The organism is Stutzerimonas stutzeri, from assembly GCF_024448695.1.
Lineage (GTDB): Bacteria > Pseudomonadota > Gammaproteobacteria > Pseudomonadales > Pseudomonadaceae > Stutzerimonas > Stutzerimonas stutzeri_T.
In genome coordinates this window covers 1-21,574 of sequence record NZ_JAMOHY010000037.1, presented here as the reverse complement: position 1 = coordinate 21,574, position 21,574 = coordinate 1, and the positions used below count along the sequence as shown (strand labels likewise).

20 protein-coding genes and 1 riboswitch are annotated in these 21,574 nt (G+C 62.8%); of the genes, 11 read left to right on the top strand and 9 right to left on the bottom strand.

What is annotated here, in order from left to right:
• Nucleotides 1–27 precede the first annotated feature (27 nt).
• The 3 genes from NAV32_RS16870 to ahcY all read right to left on the bottom strand — a co-directional run bounded on the left by NAV32_RS16870 (nucleotide 28) and on the right by ahcY (nucleotide 4,408).
• A complete protein-coding gene (locus NAV32_RS16870; RefSeq protein ID WP_256053941.1) occupies nucleotides 28–1,839 on the bottom strand; it encodes a DEAD/DEAH box helicase in 1,812 nt (603 codons plus the stop codon).
• A 241-nt stretch (nucleotides 1,840–2,080) separates the two neighbouring features.
• Nucleotides 2,081–2,932 (bottom strand): methylenetetrahydrofolate reductase [NAD(P)H], encoded by an 852-nt coding sequence (gene metF / locus NAV32_RS16865; RefSeq protein ID WP_256053940.1) that lies wholly within the window; start codon nucleotides 2,930–2,932, stop codon nucleotides 2,081–2,083.
• Between the two features lie 66 nt (nucleotides 2,933–2,998).
• A complete protein-coding gene (ahcY, locus tag NAV32_RS16860) occupies nucleotides 2,999–4,408 on the bottom strand; it encodes an adenosylhomocysteinase (RefSeq protein WP_256053939.1) in 1,410 nt (469 codons plus the stop codon).
• 22 nt (nucleotides 4,409–4,430) lie between these two features.
• Nucleotides 4,431–4,529: riboswitch (S-adenosyl-L-homocysteine riboswitch) on the bottom strand.
• 173 nt (nucleotides 4,530–4,702) lie between these two features.
• Between ahcY and NAV32_RS16855 the strand changes: the two genes are divergently transcribed.
• Nucleotides 4,703–5,134 carry a hypothetical protein gene (locus NAV32_RS16855; protein WP_256053938.1) on the top strand — a complete coding sequence of 144 codons (432 nt, stop codon included), beginning with the start codon at nucleotides 4,703–4,705 and terminating at the stop codon, nucleotides 5,132–5,134.
• 104 nt (nucleotides 5,135–5,238) lie between these two features.
• Nucleotides 5,239–5,685, top strand: coding sequence for a c-type cytochrome (locus NAV32_RS16850; RefSeq protein ID WP_256053937.1), 447 nt, complete (start codon nucleotides 5,239–5,241; stop codon nucleotides 5,683–5,685).
• Here NAV32_RS16850 and NAV32_RS16845 read toward each other — a convergent pair.
• The 3 genes from NAV32_RS16845 to NAV32_RS16835 all read right to left on the bottom strand — a co-directional run bounded on the left by NAV32_RS16845 (nucleotide 5,679) and on the right by NAV32_RS16835 (nucleotide 9,201).
• On the bottom strand, nucleotides 5,679–6,056 hold the full coding sequence (locus NAV32_RS16845) for a DUF1090 family protein (protein ID WP_256053936.1): 378 nt from the start codon (nucleotides 6,054–6,056) through the stop codon (nucleotides 5,679–5,681). The two genes, NAV32_RS16850 and NAV32_RS16845, sit on opposite strands and share 7 nt — an antisense overlap.
• Nucleotides 6,057–6,115: 59 nt before the next feature.
• Nucleotides 6,116–7,783 (bottom strand): NAD-dependent DNA ligase LigB, encoded by a 1,668-nt coding sequence (gene ligB / locus NAV32_RS16840; protein ID WP_256053935.1) that lies wholly within the window; start codon nucleotides 7,781–7,783, stop codon nucleotides 6,116–6,118.
• Nucleotides 7,784–7,872: 89 nt separating this feature from the next.
• Nucleotides 7,873–9,201, bottom strand: a complete 1,329-nt coding sequence (locus NAV32_RS16835; RefSeq protein ID WP_256053934.1) for a ferredoxin reductase family protein — start codon at nucleotides 9,199–9,201, stop codon at nucleotides 7,873–7,875.
• Between the two features lie 170 nt (nucleotides 9,202–9,371).
• Here NAV32_RS16835 and NAV32_RS16830 point away from each other — a divergent pair, with 170 nt between their 5' ends.
• Together NAV32_RS16830 and NAV32_RS16825 are read left to right on the top strand one after the other, a co-directional pair.
• Entirely contained in the window at nucleotides 9,372–10,301 is a 930-nt protein-coding gene (locus NAV32_RS16830) for an ATP-binding cassette domain-containing protein (RefSeq protein ID WP_256053933.1), read from the top strand.
• Nucleotides 10,298–11,059, top strand: a complete 762-nt coding sequence (locus NAV32_RS16825) for an ABC transporter permease (RefSeq protein WP_256053932.1) — start codon at nucleotides 10,298–10,300, stop codon at nucleotides 11,057–11,059. Before NAV32_RS16830 ends, NAV32_RS16825 begins: the two co-directional genes overlap by 4 nt.
• 58 nt (nucleotides 11,060–11,117) lie before the next feature.
• Here NAV32_RS16825 and metK read toward each other — a convergent pair whose 3' ends face one another.
• The 3 genes from metK to NAV32_RS16810 all read right to left on the bottom strand — a co-directional run bounded on the left by metK (nucleotide 11,118) and on the right by NAV32_RS16810 (nucleotide 13,998).
• Complete coding sequence (gene metK, locus NAV32_RS16820) at nucleotides 11,118–12,308, bottom strand: methionine adenosyltransferase (protein WP_256053931.1); 1,191 nt, start codon at nucleotides 12,306–12,308, stop codon at nucleotides 11,118–11,120.
• 14 nt (nucleotides 12,309–12,322) lie between these two features.
• Nucleotides 12,323–13,321, bottom strand: coding sequence for an ArsR/SmtB family transcription factor (locus NAV32_RS16815; RefSeq protein WP_256053930.1), 999 nt, complete (start codon nucleotides 13,319–13,321; stop codon nucleotides 12,323–12,325).
• Between the two features lie 77 nt (nucleotides 13,322–13,398).
• Nucleotides 13,399–13,998, bottom strand: a complete 600-nt coding sequence (locus tag NAV32_RS16810) for a LysE family translocator (RefSeq protein WP_256053929.1) — start codon at nucleotides 13,996–13,998, stop codon at nucleotides 13,399–13,401.
• 254 nt (nucleotides 13,999–14,252) lie between these two features.
• Between NAV32_RS16810 and NAV32_RS16805 the strand changes: the two genes are divergently transcribed.
• The 7 genes from NAV32_RS16805 (at nucleotide 14,253) to fba (ending at nucleotide 21,544) form a co-directional block, all read left to right on the top strand.
• On the top strand, nucleotides 14,253–15,176 hold the full coding sequence (locus tag NAV32_RS16805) for a LysR substrate-binding domain-containing protein (protein WP_256053942.1): 924 nt from the start codon (nucleotides 14,253–14,255) through the stop codon (nucleotides 15,174–15,176).
• 100 nt (nucleotides 15,177–15,276) lie between these two features.
• Entirely contained in the window at nucleotides 15,277–17,274 is a 1,998-nt protein-coding gene (gene tkt / locus NAV32_RS16800) for a transketolase (protein WP_256053928.1), read from the top strand.
• Nucleotides 17,275–17,380: 106 nt separating this feature from the next.
• Nucleotides 17,381–18,427, top strand: coding sequence for an erythrose-4-phosphate dehydrogenase (epd, locus tag NAV32_RS16795; RefSeq protein ID WP_256053927.1), 1,047 nt, complete (start codon nucleotides 17,381–17,383; stop codon nucleotides 18,425–18,427).
• Between the two features lie 30 nt (nucleotides 18,428–18,457).
• Nucleotides 18,458–19,618, top strand: a complete 1,161-nt coding sequence (locus NAV32_RS16790; protein ID WP_256053926.1) for a phosphoglycerate kinase — start codon at nucleotides 18,458–18,460, stop codon at nucleotides 19,616–19,618.
• 131 nt (nucleotides 19,619–19,749) lie between these two features.
• Nucleotides 19,750–19,941 carry a hypothetical protein gene (locus NAV32_RS16785; protein ID WP_256053925.1) on the top strand — a complete coding sequence of 64 codons (192 nt, stop codon included), beginning with the start codon at nucleotides 19,750–19,752 and terminating at the stop codon, nucleotides 19,939–19,941.
• Between the two features lie 23 nt (nucleotides 19,942–19,964).
• The gene (locus tag NAV32_RS16780; RefSeq protein WP_256053924.1) at nucleotides 19,965–20,300 is read left to right on the top strand and encodes an MliC family protein; all 336 of its coding nucleotides are present in this window, start codon (nucleotides 19,965–19,967) and stop codon (nucleotides 20,298–20,300) included.
• Between the two features lie 179 nt (nucleotides 20,301–20,479).
• Nucleotides 20,480–21,544 (top strand): class II fructose-bisphosphate aldolase, encoded by a 1,065-nt coding sequence (fba, locus tag NAV32_RS16775; protein ID WP_256053923.1) that lies wholly within the window; start codon nucleotides 20,480–20,482, stop codon nucleotides 21,542–21,544.
• Nucleotides 21,545–21,574: the final 30 nt, after the last annotated feature.

The following is a 21,574-nucleotide window of genomic DNA, read 5'->3' as shown; positions in this document are numbered from 1 at the left end:
CGAGGGCGGCGTTTTCGTTGGTGCGAATCAGCGATTGCGTGTCAGCAATGCCGGCTTCTCACCGCGTGGGCGTGTAGGGAGCTGATCAAGCTGATCGAGGCTGGGCAAACGATCGATCTTCGACTCCTTGTGAATGATCACCGGCTGCTTTTCCTTTGGCTTGACTGCAGCTTCCTGACGAGCGCCACCGTCGCCATCGATCCGGCGACCTTCATTCTTGCGCCTTGGCTGGCCGCCACGAGTGGCCTGGCCTTGACCCTGGCGCTTGCCTTTGCCTGGATTGGCGCTGCCTGAGGGGGCGGCTGCGCCGCGAGGGCCTGCCGCAGCCCGTGGCTGGGCGCTGCCGGGCTGAGCCGGGGCGCCGGGGCGGCGTCCGCGACCTGGTTTGCCCTGATAGGGGCTTACGTAATCGACCCGATTACCGAAGTTGTCCAGCTCGTCATCAAGAAAGACTTCCGGATCACGGTCGCTGGGCAGGCGCGGTGGACGGCTGACCGGTGCAGCGGCGTCCTGTGCGGTCGGGCTTTGAGCCGAGGCTTTCGGCTTGTTTCGAGTGCGGCGATTGCGCTCGCGTTCTTTCGGTTCGCTACTCGCTTCCGTGGCCTTGGCAGCACGCGGCTTGCGCTCGCTGTTGCGCGGCGGGCGTGGTTGGCGAGGTTCGCGGACTTCGGGTTTCTCCGCTTCAACAGTGCTGGCATCGAAGCCCATCAGGTCGCCATCCGGGATTCGCTGCCGGGTCATGCGCTCGATGCCCTTGAGCAGTTTCTCCTCGTCGGGCGCGACCAGCGAGATCGCCTCACCGCTGCGTCCGGCACGACCGGTACGGCCGATACGGTGCACGTAATCTTCCTCGACGTTGGGCAGTTCGAAGTTGACCACATGGGGCAGCTGATCGATATCCAGGCCGCGTGCGGCGATATCGGTAGCGACCAGAATGCGTACCTGGTTGGCCTTGAAGTCGGCCAGTGCCTTGGTGCGAGCGTTCTGGCTCTTGTTGCCATGAATCGCGACAGCCGGCAGGCCGTGCTTGTCGAGATACTCGGCCAGACGGTTGGCGCCATGCTTGGTACGGGTGAAGACCAGTACCTGTTCCCAGGCGCCCTGGGTGATCAGGTGCGCCAGCAATGCACGCTTGTGCGAGGCCTGCAGGCGGAACACGCGCTGCTCGATGCGCTCGACCGTGGTGTTCGGTGGTGTCACTTCAATGCGTTCCGGCTCATGCAGCAGCTTGCCGGCCAGATCGGTGATGTCTTTCGAGAAGGTGGCCGAGAACAGCAGGTTCTGGCGCTTGGTCGGCAGCTTGGCCAGGACCTTCTTGACGTCGTGGATGAAGCCCATGTCGAGCATGCGGTCGGCTTCGTCGAGCACCAGGATTTCCACGTGGGAAAGATCGATGGCCTTCTGGTTGGCCAGGTCGAGCAGTCGGCCGGGGCAGGCAACCAGTACGTCAACGCCCTTGGCCAGCGCCTGGACCTGCGGGTTCATGCCGACGCCGCCGAAGATCACTGCGCTTTTGAACGGCAGATCGCGGGCGTAGAGCTTGAAACTGTCATGGACCTGGGCGGCGAGTTCGCGCGTCGGTGTCAGCACCAGTACCCGCGGCTGGCGCGGACCGTGGCGATGTTCGCGGTCGGGGTGACCGCCCGGGAACAGAATTTCCAGTACGGGGAGGGCGAAGCCACCGGTTTTACCGGTTCCCGTCTGTGCGGCGACCATCAGGTCGCGACCCTGCAACACGGCGGGAATGGCACGTTGTTGCACGGGGGTAGGCTGGGTGTAACCGGCGGCCTCGACGGCACCGGCCAAAGCCTCGGAGAGACCGAGGGAAGCAAAGGACATGAGTAATCCTGTCTTGTATAGGGCGAGGCCCTGGGATGGTCATGCCTGGCTTGAATCGCAACTGGCGTGCGATCCCGTCCGGTCCTGCCGCATTGGGGTGCTGGCATCCGGGCGTAAGCCTGGCGGAAGTGCGGAGTATAACAGAGCTTGTCGACACCGCATTGGTGGGACAGTGTGTCAGTTCGCAGGTTCATTGACCAGCCCCCTGTTTTTTCAGGGAGCTGGATCAGGGTGCAGCGAATCAGCGGGCCAGCTTGAGGTTTTCCCAGACCGCCAGGCTCGGCTCGGCCTGGTTGAGGGTGTAGAAGTGCAGTCCCGGCGCGCCGCCGGCGAGCAGTTTTTCGCACATGTCACTGATCACCTGGGTGCCGAAAGCCTGGATGCTGTCCATGTCATCGCCATAGGCTTCCAGCTGCTTGCGCACCCAGCGCGGGATTTCCGCGCCGCAGGCGTCGGAGAAGCGCGCCAGCTTGCTGTAGTTGGTGATCGGCATGATGCCCGGCACGATCGGCGTCTCCACGCCCAGCTTGCGCACACGCTCGACAAAGTAGAAGTAGCAGTCGGCGTTGAAGAAGTACTGGGTAATGGCACTGTCGGCACCGGCGCGTGCCTTGCGCACGAAGTTGCTCAGATCGTCCTCGAAATTGCGTGCCTGCGGATGCATTTCCGGATAGGCAGCGACTTCGATATGGAAATGGTCACCGGTTTCGCTGCGAATGAATTCCACCAGCTCGTTGGCATAGCGCAGCTCGCCGCTGGCCATGCCCATGCCGGATGGCAGGTCACCGCGCAGCGCGACGATACGGCGGATGCCGGCGTCCTTGTAGGTATTCAGCAGCTCACGCAGCTCGCTCTTGCTGTCGCCGACGCAGGACAAGTGTGGTGCTGTGGGCACCTTGATGTCGCCGTCGAGCTGCAGCACGGTGTTCAGGGTGCGATCCCGAGTCGATCCTCCTGCGCCATAGGTGCAGGAGAAAAAATCCGGCTTGTATTCGGCCAGCCGCCCTGCGGTGACCAGCAGTTTTTCGTGCCCGGCGTCGGTCTTGGTGGGAAAGAACTCGAAGCTGATTGAAGGGCGATTCGCAGAAGTCATCAGTAATTCCTTTGACGGCTCAGGCGCAGGGTGGAAAGGGCATGGCCGTTTTCCACCCTGCGGCGATCAGTAGCGGTAGCTATCCGGCTTGAATGGTCCTTCGACCGCCACGCCGATGTACTCGGCCTGTTTCGCTGTCAGCTGGGTGATGACCCCGCCGAAGCCCTTGACCATTTCCAGTGCCACTTCTTCGTCGAGCTTCTTGGGCAGCACCTCGACGGTCAGGCGCTCGGCTTTCTGTGCTGCCGACAGCTCGGCAAATTTCTGTTCGAAGAGGAAGATCTGCGCCAGCACCTGGTTGGCGAAGGAGCCATCCATGATCCGGCTCGGGTGGCCGGTGGCGTTGCCCAGGTTCACCAGGCGACCTTCGGCCAGCAGGATCAGGTAGTCGTCGTTGGTCGGGTCGAAGCTGCCGGCACCGGTGCGGTGGATCTTGTGCACTTGCGGCTTGACCTCTTCCCACGCCCAGTTCTGGCGCATGAAGGCAGTGTCGATCTCGTTATCGAAGTGGCCGATGTTGCACACCACTGCGCGCTTCTTCAGTGCCTTGAGCATGCCTGCGTCGCAGACGTTGGCATTGCCTGTGGTAGTGACGATCAGGTCGATCTTGCCCAGCAGGGCCGCGTCGATACAGGCGTCGGTGCCGTCATTGATGCCGTTGTTGTAGGGCGAGACCAGCTCGAAACCGTCCATGCAGGACTGCATGGCGCAGATCGGGTCGATTTCCGAAATCTTGACGATCATGCCTTCCTGGCGCAGCGACTGAGCCGAACCCTTGCCGACGTCGCCGTAGCCGATCACCAGCGCCTGCTTGCCCGACAACAGGTGGTCGGTGCCGCGCTTGATGGCGTCGTTGAGGCTGTGACGGCAGCCATACTTGTTGTCGTTCTTGCTCTTGGTGACGGCGTCGTTGACGTTGATCGCCGGAACCTTGAGGGTGCCGGCCTTGAGCATGTCGAGCAAACGGTGCACGCCGGTGGTGGTTTCCTCGGTGATGCCGTGGACGTTTTCCAGCACCTGCGGATACTTGTCATGCAGAATCTGGGTCAGGTCACCGCCATCGTCCAGCACCATGTTGGTGTCCCACGGCTGACCGTCCTTGAGGATGGTCTGCTCGATACACCACTCGTATTCTTCTTCGGTCTCGCCCTTCCAGGCGAATACCGGGATGCCCGCAGCGGCGATGGCGGCGGCGGCCTGATCCTGGGTGGAGAAGATGTTGCAGCTTGACCAGCGCACTTCGGCACCGAGGGCGATCAATGTCTCGATCAGCACCGCAGTCTGGATGGTCATGTGAATGCAGCCGAGGATTTTCGCGCCCTTGAGCGGCTGCTCGGCGGCGTATTTCTTGCGCAGGCCCATCAGCGCGGGCATTTCCGATTCGGCAATGATGATTTCGCGGCGGCCCCAGGCGGCCAGGGAAATGTCGGCGACCTTGAAGTCGGTGAAACCGGCAGGCGTCATGACAGCACTCATTGAAGAGTCTCCATTCGTTTTGTGCGAATGGGCGCCGTTGATGCGTATGGTTAACGCCCTGTCCGAGCCTGACAGGTGTGCTCCGGATCAGGAGCAGCCTGCTGCAGCGCCCCTCGGACAGGTGGCGGGCACGACCGAACAGTGTCGGTGGTGTGAAGCGCGGCGATTATAACTGCGCCGCCGGCTGCGGCCAATCCCGCCCGGAAGATCCGCAGTCGAACTTGAGTGCTGCAGAGGCGGTCAACCGCACAGCTTCGGTGAACTCCGCCGGGCGCCCATACAGGAGCTTCCAGGATGACTCTGTTGCGTTCCGTTCTGCTTGCCATCGTCGCGGCGTCAAGCCTGCCGGCGGCGGCCAATTCCTGCTACGTGACCGCCGAAACCTCCGGCGCTGTTCCGCCACCCGTGGTGACCGAGAAATGCTTCGAATACCAGGGCATGGATGATGACGCCATCGACTGGGTGTGCCAGGACAACGAGGCAGTCAAGAACTCCCATCGTGAAATACGTGACAGCTGTCCAACCGGCCATTTCGGCATCTGCACGGCGGCCATCACGCCGGAAACCCTGGCCAACGAACGCGCCACAGGCAGTCAGGCGACAGACACGCCCGGTCCCACGACCGTTCCCCGAGAGGCCCGTATTCTGACGTATCACTACGAATCGACCGACCGCGCCCAGGCCAGGATCGATTGCGAAAGCGCGGGTGGTGAGTGGTCTCAGTGAGGCTGCGCAACATATGGCGACATCCTCGGGTGAGTGGCCGGGGTTGGTGAATCCAGCGGCAGAAGGGATAATCGCCGGCTTTCGTATTGCCAGGTGATGGAACCATGAAACTGATGCCGTTGAGTATGTCGCTGGTCGCTTTGCTGGCGCTGGCGGGCTGTGACCGCATCGACCCCGATTCGCCACTGGGCAAGCGCAAGGCTATCTATCAGGCGATGCTCGATACCAAGGAAGACCTCGGCGGTATGCTGCGGGGGCGCCTGGCGTTCGATTCGCAAGCGTTCGTCACCGGAGCGGCCCGGCTTGACGAGTTGTCACGTCAGCCCTGGCAACACTATCCCGAGGCCAGGGAAGCGCAGAGCGATGCGCGTGACGAGGTCTGGCAGCGGCAGGAACGCTTCAACGAGATGGCGCGTGAGCTGGAAACCCATACCGCTGCGCTGGTGGCTGTGACCACAGCTGCAGAGCCAACGCCCGAGGGTGTGGCGCCGGCCCTGCAGCGGGTCGAGGATGCCTGTGAAGCCTGTCACAAGGAGTTTCGCGCCTACTGACCGCCAGGCAGGGATGCGAGCTTTTCCCGTGTTCTGGCCAGCTGGTTGCGGCGCAATTCGATCAGTTGGGCATTGCCTGTGGCCAGTGCCTCGCGCAGCAGTGTCTCGCGGCGTTCAATCTGGCGCAGGGTCTGTTGATGCTCAACCTGGCCCGGACGCAAGGTGACCAGCCCGCGGCAGAGCTCCTGCAATTCGGCATCAAGCCGGTTCTGCAGCAGCCTGTCGCCCTGCAGCCGTGCCTGCTGCAACTGCTCACGCAATGACTGGCGCTGTTCGTTACATGCCGTGTTGGACTCGGCAGCTATTGCCTGCAGGGGGCCTGTGGCAGCACAAGCTAAAATCAGAGCTGTCGGCCAATGCCTGAATGACATGCCTCGTCTCCATGGTTGTTGTCTGATTTCTATCGACCGCAGCCTTGGCTGAAAGTCCCTCAGAAGCCAGATACCCCCGCCAGGCGCAGACGCTCGCGCAGGGGCTGCAGCTGTTCTGCGCCGAAAAAAGCCTGCAGCTGGCGCGCCCGTGTCGGTCCGATGCCAGGTTCGGTTTGCCATTGGGCTGCACTGCGTGTTGCCAGGGTGCGCCAGTCGGTGCCGGCGTCGAACTCTAGGTTGGCCGGCAGGCCGAGGGCTTGCAGCCATTGCGCCAGCGGCCTGCTGCGTGCCTGAGCGAAGCTGTCTGCCATGGCCTCGGCTCGCGTCTTGCCTATGCCGGCGACCTGCTGCAATGCCGCGGCGTCCAGTTTCAGCCAGGCGAGCAGATCAGGCAGCAGGCCGGCGTCCAGCAGCGCCTGCCAGCTTCCGGCACCGATGCCGGACAGGTCGAGACCCTGCTTGCCGCTCAGCCAGGTCAGGCGCGCGAGGAACTGTTGTTCACAACCAGGTGCAGGCTTCCAGCAGCTGTGCGGATGATAGTGCCGTGGATCGGGTGCAGTCACCGCAGGGCGCTCGCTGGCGCGCCAGACCACAGTGCCCAGCTTGGGGATGGTCTGGCCGGCGAGCACGACGGACACCTGGTCGCCGGGGCGAACGTCCAGCGCCTGCCAGCGTTTGAGTGAGCCCAGGCTGAGCGTGCGGATGCGGCGGTCGTCCAGTTGCACCGGTTCGAGCTGCAGCAGCGGTGTGATCCGGCCGCTGCGACCGATGCGAAAGTCCACGGCGCGCACCTGCGCCAGCGCACTGCGCAGCGGATATTTCCAGGCAGCTGCCCAGTGCGGTTCGGCTTGCCAGCGTTCGGCGGGTGGTCTGCGGCTCTGGCGCAGCACCACGCCGTCGCTGGCGAAGGGCAGTGGCTGGCGATACCAGTGGTTGCGCCAGTGGTGGGCCTGATCGAAGTCCGCCAGGGGCAGGGTGAAGCGCTGGCTGTCGGCAAAACCCAGTGCCGACAGGCGTTCCAGTCGGGCCGGCATGGCCTGTGGGCCGTTGGGCCAGTCCCAGACGAACAGGCCGATAGCCGCCGCAGTGTGGGCGTCGAGCCGGTTTCTCGCCATGGCGCCAGCGACCCGGCTGCGTGCGCCGCTGCCACCGGCTTTGGCTTGCACATGGCCTTCCATACGCCAGTAAAGCTCGCCCTGCAGAATCATTTCGCCATTTTCCGCCAGCCGTTGCGCAATCGCCGGCAGCTGTCTGGCGCCGCTCGTCCAGTCCTGACCGCTGGCGCCGTCGCCGCGGCTGATGACCTGTTGCAGCAGGCCATCGCGATAGACCAGGGTGACGGCTACGCCATCGACCTTGGGTTGAATCCACAGGTCGCTGCGCCGTTCGATCCAGTCGCGAACGGCGGCTTCGTCAGCGAGCTTGCCCAGGCCTGTCTGTCGGAAGGGATGGCTCAGAGGGCCGGCAGCATTGGCCAGCGGATCGGCCTCGGGCAAGCGTTGCGCGGGAAAGCAGCGCAGCCACTGATGCAGGCGCGCGCGGCTCTGGTCGTAGATTTCATCATCCACCAGCGACAGGCCGCGCCGATGATAGGCCTCATTCCAGAGGCTCAGTTGCTGCTGCAGGTTGAGGATTTCCTGCTGCGCCTGAGTGGCGCCCCAGTCGGGGCAGGCGGCCAGGCAGAAGGGTGAAACGAGGCACAGCAACAGTGCAATCGAGGTTTTCATGCTGAGCGTCCTTGCTCCGGTAGTGGGTGCCTTGGCGGCGAGACCGCGGCGCAGCCATTGTCTCTCCGTTCATGCCCGTCGACTGTGCGTCAGCGCATATCAAACAGTTCCTGATGGAAGTCCTCGGGCGCCAGACCGTGTTGCTGCAGATCCTTGCGCAGGTCACGGGCGAAGCCCGTTGGGCCGCAGAACCAGATGTCGCAGTCCTGCCAGTGTGGCGCCAGCTGTCGCAGGCGTTCGGGCGTCAGGCGTCCGTCCTGGCTGGCCACCAGCACATGCAGACGTACGCTGGCCTGCTCGGCCAGTCGCCGGATACGCTCGATGAAGCCGCTGTCTGGTGCGCTGGTGCTGTAGAACAGATCGACGTTGGTCTCTTTGCCGCTGTCGGCCAGCGCCTGCAGTTGACCGATAAAAGGCGCGATGCCAATGCCGCCGGCCACCCAGATCTGCCCTGGCTTGCCGCTGCAGAAGTCGAAGCAGCCATAGGGGCCTTCGACCTTGACCGGATCACCCAGGTGCAGGGTTTGTGGCAGGGTGCTGGTGTAGTCGCCGAGGCCCTTGATGGAAAATGCCAGCTTGCCGTCATTGCGCCACGCCGAGGACAGGCTGAAGGGATGCGGGCCTTCCTTGCTGTCGAAGGTGACAAAGGCGAACTGCCCGGCCTTGTGTCCCGGCCAGGCGCCATCCAGCATGATCTCGACCCGCAGAACGTGGTTGTCGTGGTGATGGGTCAGGCTTTCGATACGACCGACCACCTGATGCTTGCGGCCGATGCGGCGTGTCAGGGAAATAAAGGCGGCTACGCTGCCCGCGACCATCATGATGATCAGCACCACGCCCAGCGGCGAACCCCAGTAGGCCGGCGGCGTCAGTACCACCGAATGCAGCACGAATGCCAGATAGAGCAGTGCCAGCCAGCGGTGGGTCTTGAAAAACCAGCGGTAGGGGAAACGCTTGATCAGCGCCAGCGCGAGCAGGATCGCCGCCGCATAAAACGCCCATTCGCCGATATCCTCGGCGGTTCCGCGAAAGCCGTGCAGCAGGCCGAAAAAGCCATCGAGCTCCTGGCCGGCACCGCCGCGCCTGGGCTTTTGCAGCCAGCCAAAGCCGACCAGCCATTTCGGTATCTGCCCCCAGGCCCAGTGAAAGGTGCCGATTACCAGTGCGCTGATGCCCAGCCATTTGTGCAGCCGGTAGGTCTTGTCGAGGCCGTCGAAGAAGCGCTCGAAGCGGCCCGGTCGTGCGGCCAGCACCATCGCCGCGCTCATCACGCCGATGGCCAGTACGCCGCTGTAATCCACCAGCATCTTGCGAATCGGCCAGAAGTTGTAACGCGGCAGCAGGAAATCATCGACCAGCAGCCACAACAGTGTCAGGCCGACGAGCAGTGCCACGAAGGTGAGCTTTATCTGCTTCATTACAGGCAGGCCTCCCTTGTGCGCCGGCACAAACGCCGGCTTTCGTTCAGCATGCCTGCAGTCTCGGGAGCAGGCCATGATCGCGGTCAGCTGTAGCGAAATGGTCCGTATGAAAGCCGAGCGCTCTTTGCCTATACAATCCTGCTTCGATTCCCTGGAGAGACGATCCCGTGCAGCCTGTGATCAGCATCGAACAGCTGAGCAAAACCTACGCATCCGGCCATCCGGCGCTGAAAAACATCGACCTGCAGATCCGCAAGGGCGAGATTTTTGCCCTGCTCGGGCCCAACGGCGCCGGCAAGACCACACTGATCAGCATCATCTGCGGCATCGTCAATCCGGGCGGCGGGCGGGTGCTGGTCGATGGCCATGACATCGTCCGCGACTACCGTGCCGCACGCTCGAAGATCGGCCTGGTGCCGCAGGAGCTGTACAACGAAGGCTTCGAGAGCGTTTGGGCGACCGTGCGTTTTTCCCGCGGGCTGTTCGGCAAGAAACCCGATGATGCGCATCTGGAAAAAGTCCTTCGCGACCTTTCGCTGTGGGACAAACGCGATGCGCGCATCCTCGACCTGTCCGGCGGCATGAAACGCCGGGTGATGATCGCCAAGGCGCTGTCCCATGAGCCGTCGATTCTGTTTCTCGATGAGCCGACCGCCGGCGTCGATGTGGAACTGCGCCGCGATATGTGGGAGATGGTGCGCGGTCTGCGAGAGAGTGGGGTGACCATTATCCTCACCACCCACTACATCGAAGAAGCCGAGGAAATGGCCGACCGCATCGGTGTGATCCGCAAGGGCGAGATCATTCTGGTGGAAGACAAGGACGTGCTCATGCACAAGCTCGGCAAGAAGCAGCTCACGCTGATCCTCCAGCGCCCGCTGGACGCACTGCCGGCTGAGCTTGAGACTTTCCAGCTGGAGCTGTCGACCGATGGCACGCAGCTGGTCTACACCTTCGACGCCCAGCATGAGCACACCGGTATCGCCGAGCTGCTCAAGTGCCTGGGTGAGCGGGGTATCGACTTCAAGGATCTGCAGTCGAGCCAGAGCTCGCTGGAAGAGATTTTCGTCAGTCTGGTAAAGGGCAGCCGCACATGAATTTCCACGCGATCCGCGCCATCTACCTGTTCGAGCTGGCCCGCACCTGGCGCACCCTGTTGCAGAGTATCGCCACACCGGTGATTTCCACGTCGCTGTATTTCGTCGTGTTCGGCTCGGCCATCGGCGCACGCATGGAAGCCATGCACGGCATTCCCTACGCCGCCTTCATCATTCCCGGCCTGATCATGATGGCGCTGCTCACCGAGAGCATTTCCAACGCCTCGTTCGGCATCTATATGCCGCGCTACTCGGGGACCATTTACGAGGTGCTGTCGGCGCCGGTGTCCTATGTGGAAATCGTCATCGGCTACGTCGGTGCGGCGGCGACCAAGTCGATCATCCTGGGTGTGATCATCCTCATCACCGCGCGGCTGTTCGTCGATTATGAAATCCAGCACCCGCTGGTGATGGCGCTGTTCCTGGTGCTGACGGCAGTCACCTTCTGCCTGTTCGGCTTCATCATCGGTATCTGGGCCGATGGCTGGGAGAAATTGCAGATCGTGCCCTCGCTGATCGTCATGCCGTTGGCCTTCCTCGGCGGCAGCTTCTACTCCATCGAGATGCTGCCGCCGCTGTGGCAGAAGATCACCCTGTTCAATCCGGTGGTGTACCTGATCAGTGGCTTCCGCTGGAGCTTCTACGGGGTGTCGGACATTGGCGTCGGCATCAGCCTGGCGATGATTCTCGGCTTTCTCGTGCTGTGCCTGGGACTGGTCTGGTGGATTTTCAAAACGGGCTACCGCTTGAAAAACTGAGGCATACAAAAAAGCCCCGCTCAGCATTCACTGGCGGGGCTTGTCTTTGACAGCCGTGTTACAGACCGGCTGCTGCGCGCAGATCATCGGCCCTGTCGGTCTTTTCCCAGGTGAAGGTGGTGAAGGTGTCGTCGTCGACGGTCTTCTGCTGCGGGGTGCGGCCGAAGTGGCCGTACGCTGCAGTGTCCTGGTACATCGGGTGCAGCAGGTCGAGCATCTTGGTGATGGCGTACGGACGCAGGTCGAAAACCTCACGCACCAGCTTGATGATGGTCTCTTCGGCGACTTTGTTGGTACCAAAGGTGTTGATCGAGATCGAGGTCGGTTGCGCCACGCCGATGGCGTAGGAGACCTGGATTTCGCAGCGTTCGGCCAGGCCGGCGGCAACGATATTCTTGGCCACGTAACGACCGGCGTAGGCAGCCGAGCGGTCGACCTTGGATGGATCCTTGCCGGAGAACGCGCCGCCGCCGTGACGGGCCATGCCGCCGTAGCTGTCGACGATGATCTTGCGTCCGGTCAGGCCGCAGTCGCCCACTGGGCCGCCGATCACGAACTTGCCGGTCGGGTTGATGTGGAACTGGGTGTCCTTGTGCAGCAGTTCGGCTGGCAGCACGTGCTTGACGATCAGCTCCATCACCGCTTCTTTCAGATCGGACTGGCTGATCTCCGGGTTGTGCTGGGTCGACAGCACTACCGCGTCGATGCCCACCACCTTGCCGGCGTTGTAACGGCAGGTGACCTGGGATTTGGCGTCCGGGCGCAGCCACGGCAGCAGGCCGGATTTGCGCGCTTCGGCCTGACGCTCAACCAAACGGTGGCTGAACACGATCGGAGCAGGCATCAGCACTTCGGTTTCGTTGCTGGCGTAGCCGAACATCAGGCCCTGGTCACCGGCGCCCTGGTCTTCCGGCTTGGCGCGGTCAACGCCCTGGTTGATGTCCGGGGACTGCTTGCCAATGATGTTGATGATGCCGCAGGTAGCGCCGTCGAAGCCGACGTCACTGGAGGTGTAGCCGATGTCGCAAATCACTTTGCGGGTGATTTCTTCCAGGTCGACCCAGGCGTCGGTGGTGATTTCACCGGAGACGATGGCAACACCGGTCTTGACCATGGTTTCGCAAGCCACACGGGCGAGCTTGTCCTTGGCGATGATTGCGTCCAGCACCGCATCGGAGATCTGGTCGGCGATCTTGTCCGGGTGCCCTTCGGACACGGACTCGGAGGTGAAAATCGAGTATTCGCTCATCTATCGGTTTCCTGTTACCGGAGGGTGAGTCGGTTGTCAGCAGGCCGGGAGAAATGCCGGGCCTGGATCTGAAAACCGTTCTTCAAGCCAATGTAGAGACTCTCGCCAGGCGTGAGCCCCGCCGCATCGGCCCAGTGGGCCAGATCGTCCTGTTCAAAGCCCAGCCAGAGATCGCCGCAGGCCTCCCTGGCCCAGCTCTGGTTATGGCTGCACAGCTCGGTGATCAGCAGGCTACCGCCTGCCTTCACCAGCCGCGCCAGTTGTTTCATTGCCTCGCCCGGTGCCGCCAGATGGTGCAGCACCATGTTCAGCACCACGCAATCGGCTGCCGGGCAGTCGTCGTGCAGGGCATCGGCAAGCTTCAGTTCGACGTTGCCCAGCCCTTCCCGTTCGCAGCGGTTGTGTGCCAGCTCCAGCATCGCCGGGCTGTTGTCCAGCGCCACCACGCGGGCGAAGCGCCGTGCCAGTTCGGGCAGAAAGCTGCCGTCGCCGGGGCCGACTTCCAGTGCCGTGGCATTGGCATCCAGATTCAGCGCATCGAGCAGCGCCAGCACGCTGTCGCGGTACTGCGGCAGGCCGGCGATCAGATCCTGGCGCGCCTGGAAGCTACCGGCCATGCGCGCGAAGAAATCTTCGCTGGCGGCGCTGCGTTGGGCGTGTACCGCTGCAATCCGGGCCTGTACATCGACTGGCAAAACCAGTTGATCGACTTCCTCCAGCAGCGCGGCATGCAAGGTGCCGCCGAGGCTTTCGCCTTGCGGCAGGGCGCGGCGATAGAAGATCGCATTGCCCTCGCGGCGCGTTGCCAGCAGCCCGGCCTGGGCCAGCACCTTGAGGTGATGGCTGATGCCGGACTGGCCGGTGGCGAAAATCTGTGCCAGCTCCAGCACGCCAAAGGAGTCGCTCGCCAGCGCTCGCAACACCTTCAGGCGCAACACATCACCGCCGGCCTTGCACAGGGCGGCGAGTTGGTCGCTGTCATCGGGTGAAATCCGGGAAATGCGCAGGCTCATGGCGGCGCAGTCTAGTCGCTGACTATTCGCCCGGCAACGGCAATATCAAAATATTTTGATATTGGACAAGAGGCCGGTCAGCTCATAAGGCTGGAAATGCCCATGGCGCAGGACGCCAGCCCGAGGCCCAGCAGGCAGACGTTGGGCAAGATATGCAGCAGTTGCTGCATGCTTTGGCTGCCGCTGAGACGCCGCGACAGCAGGCTGTAGGCCAGCAGTATGTTCACGTCGATAGCCGCCCAGATGGCAATCAGCGTCGCCGCCTGGGGCGCAAAGGGTTGTGTGGGCAGGATGAAGGCGGGCAGGAAGGCGAGAAAGAACAGAATGTCCTTGGGGTTCGACAGGCCCACGATCAGGGCTCGCCAGAAGTAGTGCGCGTCTCTGCGCTGCCCCGGCGCGGTTTCTTCAGCGCCGCACAGGCCGTTCGCTCCGAGCCAGATCAGGTAAAGCCCGCCGAGTACCTGACCCCATTCGAGAATGAACGGCTGCAGGCCCAGGGCCAGGTGGATCAGCAGCAGTGCGCCGACCAGCAAAACCAGCGCTGAGATCACGCCGCCGAGAATGGTCCACAGCGGCCAGTGCTGCCGGGCGTCGGCCACCACCAGCGCCACCACCGGGCCGGGCGAGGCGATCAGCACGGCGACTGCGGCGGCGAAGCCGAGGTAGGTGGAGGTCATGGCTTGCAAGGCTCGCTGGGCATGGCATTCTCTCCTGAGTTTTACGTATGGTGGGATTCAGGGCACAGGTGCTCGGTCTTGGCGACGCTGCGGCGGCAAAGCCGAATGAATTCGGCCCTGCAGGTCAGGTTTTCATAAGCGTAGGACCGAACTTGTTCGGCCTTGTAGGCAAGGACCGCATGAAGTATTGAAAAAGAGACCCACGCCTGGAAAACGGAAAAAACAATCGGAAAGGATGAGTTTTACTCATGAGCATGCTGACGCCGCGTCTACCTCCACTGTATGCACTGCGCGCCTTCGAGGTGGCGGCACGGCTAGGATCGTTCACGCAGGCGGCGCATAGCTTGTGCATCACCCAAAGCGCCGTGAGCCGTCACGTCAAAACGCTGGAGGAGAATCTCGGTTGTCAGCTGTTCGAGCGATGCGGCTCGCGGCTGGCGCTGACCGATGCCGGGCGGCGATTGGCGCAAGAGCTCAAGACGGGGTTCCGCATCCTTGAAAACGCGTGTGCTGCGATCAGTCGCCGGTCGGGTGAGCTCCGGCTCAAGGCGCCGTCGACGCTGACCATGCGCTGGCTGCTGGAAACCCTGGAGAACTTTCATCTGGCTCAGCCGCAAAGCCGGGTGCAGCTCACCAGCGTCTGGATGGATCTGGATACAGTGGACTTCCACAGTGAGCCTTTCGACTGCGCAATCCTGCTGGGCAACGGCGATTTTTCAGCCGACTGGCAGCGGCTCAAGCTGTTCGATGAATGGCTGGTGCCGGTCTGTGCGCCGGCGCTTTGTGATGACAGGCCCTGGACGCCGCAGCAGTTGGCCGATGCCGAGCTGATCCAGCCGTCGCGCGACTGCCGCGACTGGCGGCGCTGGCTGCAGCGGACAGGGTTTGCCGATGCCGTCGTCTGGCAGCGGGGTATTCTGTTCGACAGCCTGGAACTGGGGATTGGCGCGGCGATCCAGGGGCGCGGGGTGTCGGTGGCCGATCTGGCACTGGTAAGCGCCGAGTTGCGGCGAGGTACGCTGGTGCTGCCGTTCGAGCAGGCGGTGCGTACCGGCGACAGCTACTATCTGGTCTGGCCTGCCGGTGGCGACGAACCGGCGGCACTGAAACGTTTACGTGAGTATCTTCCCCGGCACTTGCCGGAGATGTCCGATCAGCAGGTCAGTCTTCTGGACTGACGGCTGAGCGATCGGCCAAAACCATTCAGTCATTGCCCCGCCGTCGCCACTGGGGGAAAATGCCGGCCTTTCCGTGATAGCCCCCGCAGGAGATTCAGCGATGCCCAGCCGTCGTGAGCGAGCCAATGCCATTCGTGCCCTCAGCATGGATGCCGTGCAGAAAGCCAACAGCGGCCATCCCGGTGCCCCGATGGGCATGGCGGACATCGCCGAAGTGCTTTGGCGCGACCACCTCAAGCACAGCCCGACCAACCCGCAGTGGGCCGACCGTGACCGCTTCGTGCTGTCCAACGGCCACGGCTCGATGCTGATCTACTCGCTGCTGCACCTGACCGGCTACGACCTGTCCATCGATGATTTGAAGAACTTCCGCCAGTTGCACAGCAAGACGCCTGGCCATCCCGAACTGGGCTATACCCCTGGCGTCGAGACCACGACTGGTCCGCTGGGTCAGGGCATCGCCAACGCCGTGGGCTTCGCCCTGGCGGAAAAAATCATGGCCGCGCAGTTCAACCGTCCCGGGCATAGCATCGTCGATCACAACACCTACGTGTTCCTCGGTGATGGCTGCATGATGGAAGGTATTTCCCACGAAGTCTGCTCGCTGGCCGGCACGCTGGGCCTGAACAAGCTCACCGCCTTCTATGACGACAACGGCATTTCCATCGATGGCGAAGTGCATGGCTGGTTCACTGACGACACCCCGCGCCGCTTCGAGGCGTACGGTTGGCAGGTGATCCGCAATGTCGACGGCCATGACGCCGACGAAATCCAGATAGCCATCGACACCGCCCGCAAGAGCGACCGCCCGACGCTGATCTGCTGCAAGACCATCATCGGCTTCGGCTCGCCGAACAAGCAGGGCAAGGAAGACTCCCACGGCGCTGCCCTGGGTGACGCCGAGATCGCGCTGACCCGTGAGGCGCTGGGCTGGAAGCACGGCCCGTTCGAGATTCCCGCCGAAATCTACGCCGGGTGGGACGCCAAGCAGAAGGGCGCCGATGCCGAGAACGAGTGGAACAAGCGCTTCGCTGCCTATGAAGCCGAATTCCCGGGTCTGGCATCCGAGTTCAAGCGACGCATGGCTGGCGAGCTACCGGCGGACTTCGCCGAGAAAGCGTCCGAGTACATCCGCGAAGTTGCCACCAAGGGCGAGTCCATTGCCAGCCGCAAGGCCAGCCAGAATTGCCTGAATGCCTTCGGCCCGTTGCTGCCCGAGCTGCTCGGTGGTTCGGCGGACCTCGCCGGCTCCAACCTGACCCTGTGGAAGGGCTGCAAGCCGGTGGTCGCCGAGGATGCTTCGGGCAACTACATGTACTACGGCGTGCGCGAATTCGGCATGAGCGCCATCATGAATGGCGTCGCCCTGCACGGCGGCCTGATCCCCTACGGCGCGACCTTCCTGATGTTCATGGAGTACGCACGCAACGCCGTGCGCATGTCGGCGCTGATGAAACTGCGGGTGCTCTATGTGTTCACCCACGACTCCATCGGGCTCGGCGAAGACGGCCCGACTCACCAGCCGATCGAACAGCTGACCAGCCTGCGCACCACGCCGAACCTGGACACCTGGCGTCCGGCCGATACGGTCGAATCCGCGGTGGCCTGGAAGCACGCAGTCGAGCGCAAGGACGGTCCGAGTGCGCTGATTTTCTCGCGCCAGAACCTGCCGTTCCATGTGCGCGACAACGAGACCGAAGCGGCCATCGCCCGCGGCGGCTACATCCTGAAGAATTGCGCTGGCGAGCCGGAGCTGATCCTCATTGCCACCGGTTCGGAAGTCAGCCTGGCGGTTGAAGCTGCAGACCAGCTCACTGCCCAGGGCCGCAAGGTACGTGTGGTGTCCATGCCCTGCACCAGCGTGTTCGACGCACAGGACGCCGCCTGGAAGCAGCACGTGCTGCCGGTGGAAGTCGGTGCGCGCATCGCCATCGAGGCGGCGCATGCGGACTACTGGTACAAGTACGTCGGTCTCGACGGTCGCATCATCGGCATGACCACCTACGGCGAATCGGCTCCGGCTGGCCAGTTGTTCGAGGAGTTCGGCTTTACCGTCGAAAACGTGCTGGCAGTGGCTGAAGAGCTTCTGGAAGACTGATCGCGACGATTCGGTGGATGACTTCGGTCATCCATCCTACGTAACTCCCATTCTTCGCAGGGTGGAAACGCATAGCGATTTCCCACCGACAGGATCGACGAATCCGATGGCCATCGCCCGTCCCTATCGCATCGCCCTCAACGGCTATGGCCGTATCGGTCGCTGCGTGCTGCGCGCGTTTTACGAGCGCGGTGCGGATTTCGATTTCCAGATTGTCGCGCTCAACGATCTGGCCGACATGCCCAGCCTGGAATACCTGACCCGTTTCGACTCCACCCATGGCCGCTTTCCCGGCGAGGTTGGCGTGGACGGTGATTGCCTGCATATCAATGGCGACTGCGTGAAGGTGCTGCGAGAGTCGACACCGGAAGCCATCGACTGGCGCGCGCTGGGCGTTGATCTGGTGCTGGAGTGTTCCGGCGCCTACAACACCCGCGCCGGCGGTCAGCGCTTTCTCGATGCCGGCGTGCCGCGGGTGCTGTTTTCCCAGCCGATGAGCGGTGCCGCCGATGTCGACGCCACCGTCGTGATGGGCATCAACCATGAACAGCTGAGCGGTGAGGAGCGGCTGGTATCCAACGCATCCTGCACCACCAACTGTGGCGTGCCGCTGCTCAAGCTGCTCAACGAGGCGGTGGGCATCGAGTACGCCTCCATCACCACCATTCATTCGGCGATGAACGATCAGCCGGTGATCGACGCCTACCACCACGACGACTTGCGCCGCACGCGCTCGGCCTTCCAGTCGGTGATTCCGGTCTCCACCGGGCTGGCGCGCGGCATCGAGCGTCTGTTGCCGGAACTCTCCGGGCGGATTCAGGCCAAAGCCGTGCGAGTGCCGACGGTGAACGTGTCCTGCCTGGATATCACCCTGCAGACATCGCGCGATACCGATGCACGGGCGATCAACCGGGTGCTGCGCGCCGCTGCCGAATCCGGGCCGCTGAAGGGCCTGCTGGCTTACACCGAGTTGCCCCATGCCAGTTGCGACTTCAATCACGACCCGCATTCGGCCATCGTCGATGGCAGCCTGACTCGCGTCTCCGGCCCGCGATTGGTGAATCTTCTGGCCTGGTTCGACAACGAATGGGGCTTTGCCAACCGCATGCTGGATGTCACCGATCATTATTTGCGCGTGGCTCACCGCGCTTGAATTGCCGTTCTTGAACTTAAGGAAGATTCCATGACCGTTTTGAAGATGACCGACCTCGACCTGCAGGGTAAGCGCGTGCTGATTCGCGAGGATCTCAACGTGCCGGTGAAGGATGGCGCGGTGAAGAGCGATGCACGCATTCTGGCTTCGCTGCCGACCATCAGGCTGGCGCTGGAAAAGGGCGCGGCGGTGCTGGTCTGCTCGCACCTGGGCCGCCCGGAAGAGGGTGTCTACAGCGAGGAAGACAGCCTCAAGCCGGTCGCCGACTACCTGTCCAAGGCGCTTGGCCGCGAAGTCCCGCTGGTCAAGGACTACCTCGAAGGCGTCCAGGTCCAGCCCGGTGAGTTGGTGCTGCTGGAGAACGTGCGCTTCAACAAGGGCGAGAAGAAGAACACCGACGAGTTGGCGCAGAAATACGCTGCGCTGTGCGATGTCTTCGTCATGGACGCCTTCGGCACCGCCCACCGCGCCCAGGGCTCGACCCATGGCGTGGCCAAATTCGCCAAGGTCGCCTGCGCCGGCCCGCTGCTGGCAGCCGAGCTGGACGCCCTGGGCAAAGCGCTGAAGACCCCGGCCAAACCAATGGTCGCCATCGTTGCTGGTTCCAAGGTGTCCACCAAGCTCGACGTGCTGACCTCCCTGGCGGACGTCTGCGATCAGCTCATCGTCGGTGGGGGTATCGCCAACACCTTCCTCGCCGCTGCCGGCTACAACGTCGGCAAGTCGCTGCATGAAGCGGACCTGCTGGATACCGCCAAGGCCATCGCCGCCAAGGTCTCGGTGCCGCTGCCGGTGGACGTGGTCGTCGCCAAGGAATTCGCCGAAACCGCTGAAGCCACGGTCAAGGCCGTTGCCGACGTGGCCGATGACGACATGATCCTGGATATCGGACCGAAGACCGCAGCCATGTTCAGCGAAATGCTCAAGGCCTCGCAGACCATTCTCTGGAACGGCCCGGTGGGTGTGTTCGAGTTCGATCAGTTCGGAAACGGCACCAAGGTGCTGGCTCAGGCCATCGCCCAGAGCCCGGCATTCTCGATAGCCGGTGGTGGTGACACCCTGGCGGCCATCGACAAGTACGGCGTGGCCGAGCAGATTTCCTATATTTCCACCGGCGGTGGCGCCTTCCTCGAGTTCGTCGAAGGCAAGGTGCTGCCGGCGGTCGAGGTGCTGGAGCAGCGCGCGAGCTGAGTTAGGCAGTCGAGGTGACCTCGACGCATTCGCCTGTCGGCGCCGGATCCACGGTGCCGGCAGTGCGCGGGGCAACCCAGGCGTCTCGCCGTGGTCTTTGTTCTATCTGGAACAAGGAAAGGGGATGCACCATGCGATATGCCGTTGTTGCTGTTTGCTGCCTGGGCCTGGCCGGTTGCGCCGGGAGTGCGCCGGATTCTGCCTGCCAGGTACTCGACCCGCCTGCCGCGATCGGGCCGACCGCCGAGCATGACCAGCGCCTGGAAATTCAGGCCAGTGGTGACCCGACCATCACGCAGGGTGGCTTGCAGGATTGCCCCTGAATGCCGTCTGCCAAGGAGAAGGAATGAACAAAGGCCTGTCCATGTTGATTGCGGCTTTGCTGCTCGGCGGCTGTGGCCACTGGCAATCCGGTCCGGATGCGCCATTCGTGCGCTGGAAATGCCAGAGTCAGCAGAACATCGCCTGGCGTTACACCGACGACAAGCGAACCGCGATCGACCTGAAAGTGGGTAATAGCGAGCGCATTCATACCCTCAGAAAGGAACCTGCCACGCGGGGCAGTTTCTATAGCGATGGCGTGATCGCCTTCCATGACAAGGGTAACGAGGCGCTGGTGTACCGCGTTGCCGACGACAAGGTGCTGGCTCATGGCTGCAGCGCGTCGCTCATCAGTATCTAGCGGGTAACGAGTACAGCTGCCTCGCCAAAGCGGGGCATTGGATTGAAAGCGCTGGCGGGACGCTGGCAATTGCCGCTCCCGCCTCTACAATGCCGCGCCCATGTGCGGCGCTTGAACAGCGTCAGCCACTGCGGCAGGCTCTACACGATCAAACGACCCAAACCGGGAGAAAGGAAACCATGGCACTCATCAGCATGCGCCAGATGCTCGACCACGCCGCCGAATTCGGCTACGGCGTGCCGGCCTTCAACGTCAACAACCTCGAGCAGATGCGCGCCATCATGGAAGCCGCCGACAAAACCGACTCCCCGGTGATCGTCCAGGCTTCCGCCGGTGCGCGCAAATATGCCGGTGCGCCATTCCTGCGTCACCTGATCCTGGCGGCGATCGAAGAATTCCCGCACATCCCGGTGTGCATGCACCAGGACCACGGCACCAGCCCGGATGTCTGCCAGCGCTCGATCCAGCTCGGCTTCTCCTCGGTGATGATGGACGGCTCGCTGCGTGAAGACGGCAAGACCCCTGCCGACTACGACTACAACGTCCGCGTGACCCAGCAGACCGTGGCCTTTGCCCATGCCTGCGGTGTATCCGTGGAAGGCGAACTGGGCTGCCTGGGCAGCCTGGAAACCGGCATGGCCGGTGAGGAAGACGGTGTTGGCGCCGAGGGCGTGCTGGATCACAGCCAGCTGCTGACCGATCCGGAAGAGGCCGCCGATTTCGTCGCCCGAACCAAGGTCGATGCGCTGGCCATCGCCATCGGCACCAGCCATGGTGCCTACAAGTTCACCAAGCCGCCGACCGGCGACACCCTGTCGATCCAGCGCATCAAGGAAATCCATGCGCGCATCCCCGATACCCATCTGGTGATGCACGGCTCTTCCTCGGTCCCGCAGGAATGGCTGGCGATCATCAACCAGTACGGTGGCGACATCAAGGAAACCTACGGCGTGCCGGTTGAGGAAATCGTCGAGGGCATCAAGTACGGTGTGCGCAAGGTCAACATCGACACCGACCTGCGCCTGGCCTCCACCGGCGCCATGCGTCGCCTGATGGCTACCAACCCGAGTGAGTTCGACCCGCGCAAGTTCTTCGGCGCTACCGTGACCGCCATGCGTGATATCTGCATTGCGCGCTACGAAGCCTTCGGCACTGCCGGCAACGCCTCGAAGATCAAACCGATCTCCCTGGAAGGCATGTTCCAGCGTTATGCCAGCGGCGAGCTGGACCCGAAGATCAACTGATTCTTTCGGTGCAAGAAAAGCCCGCGCAAT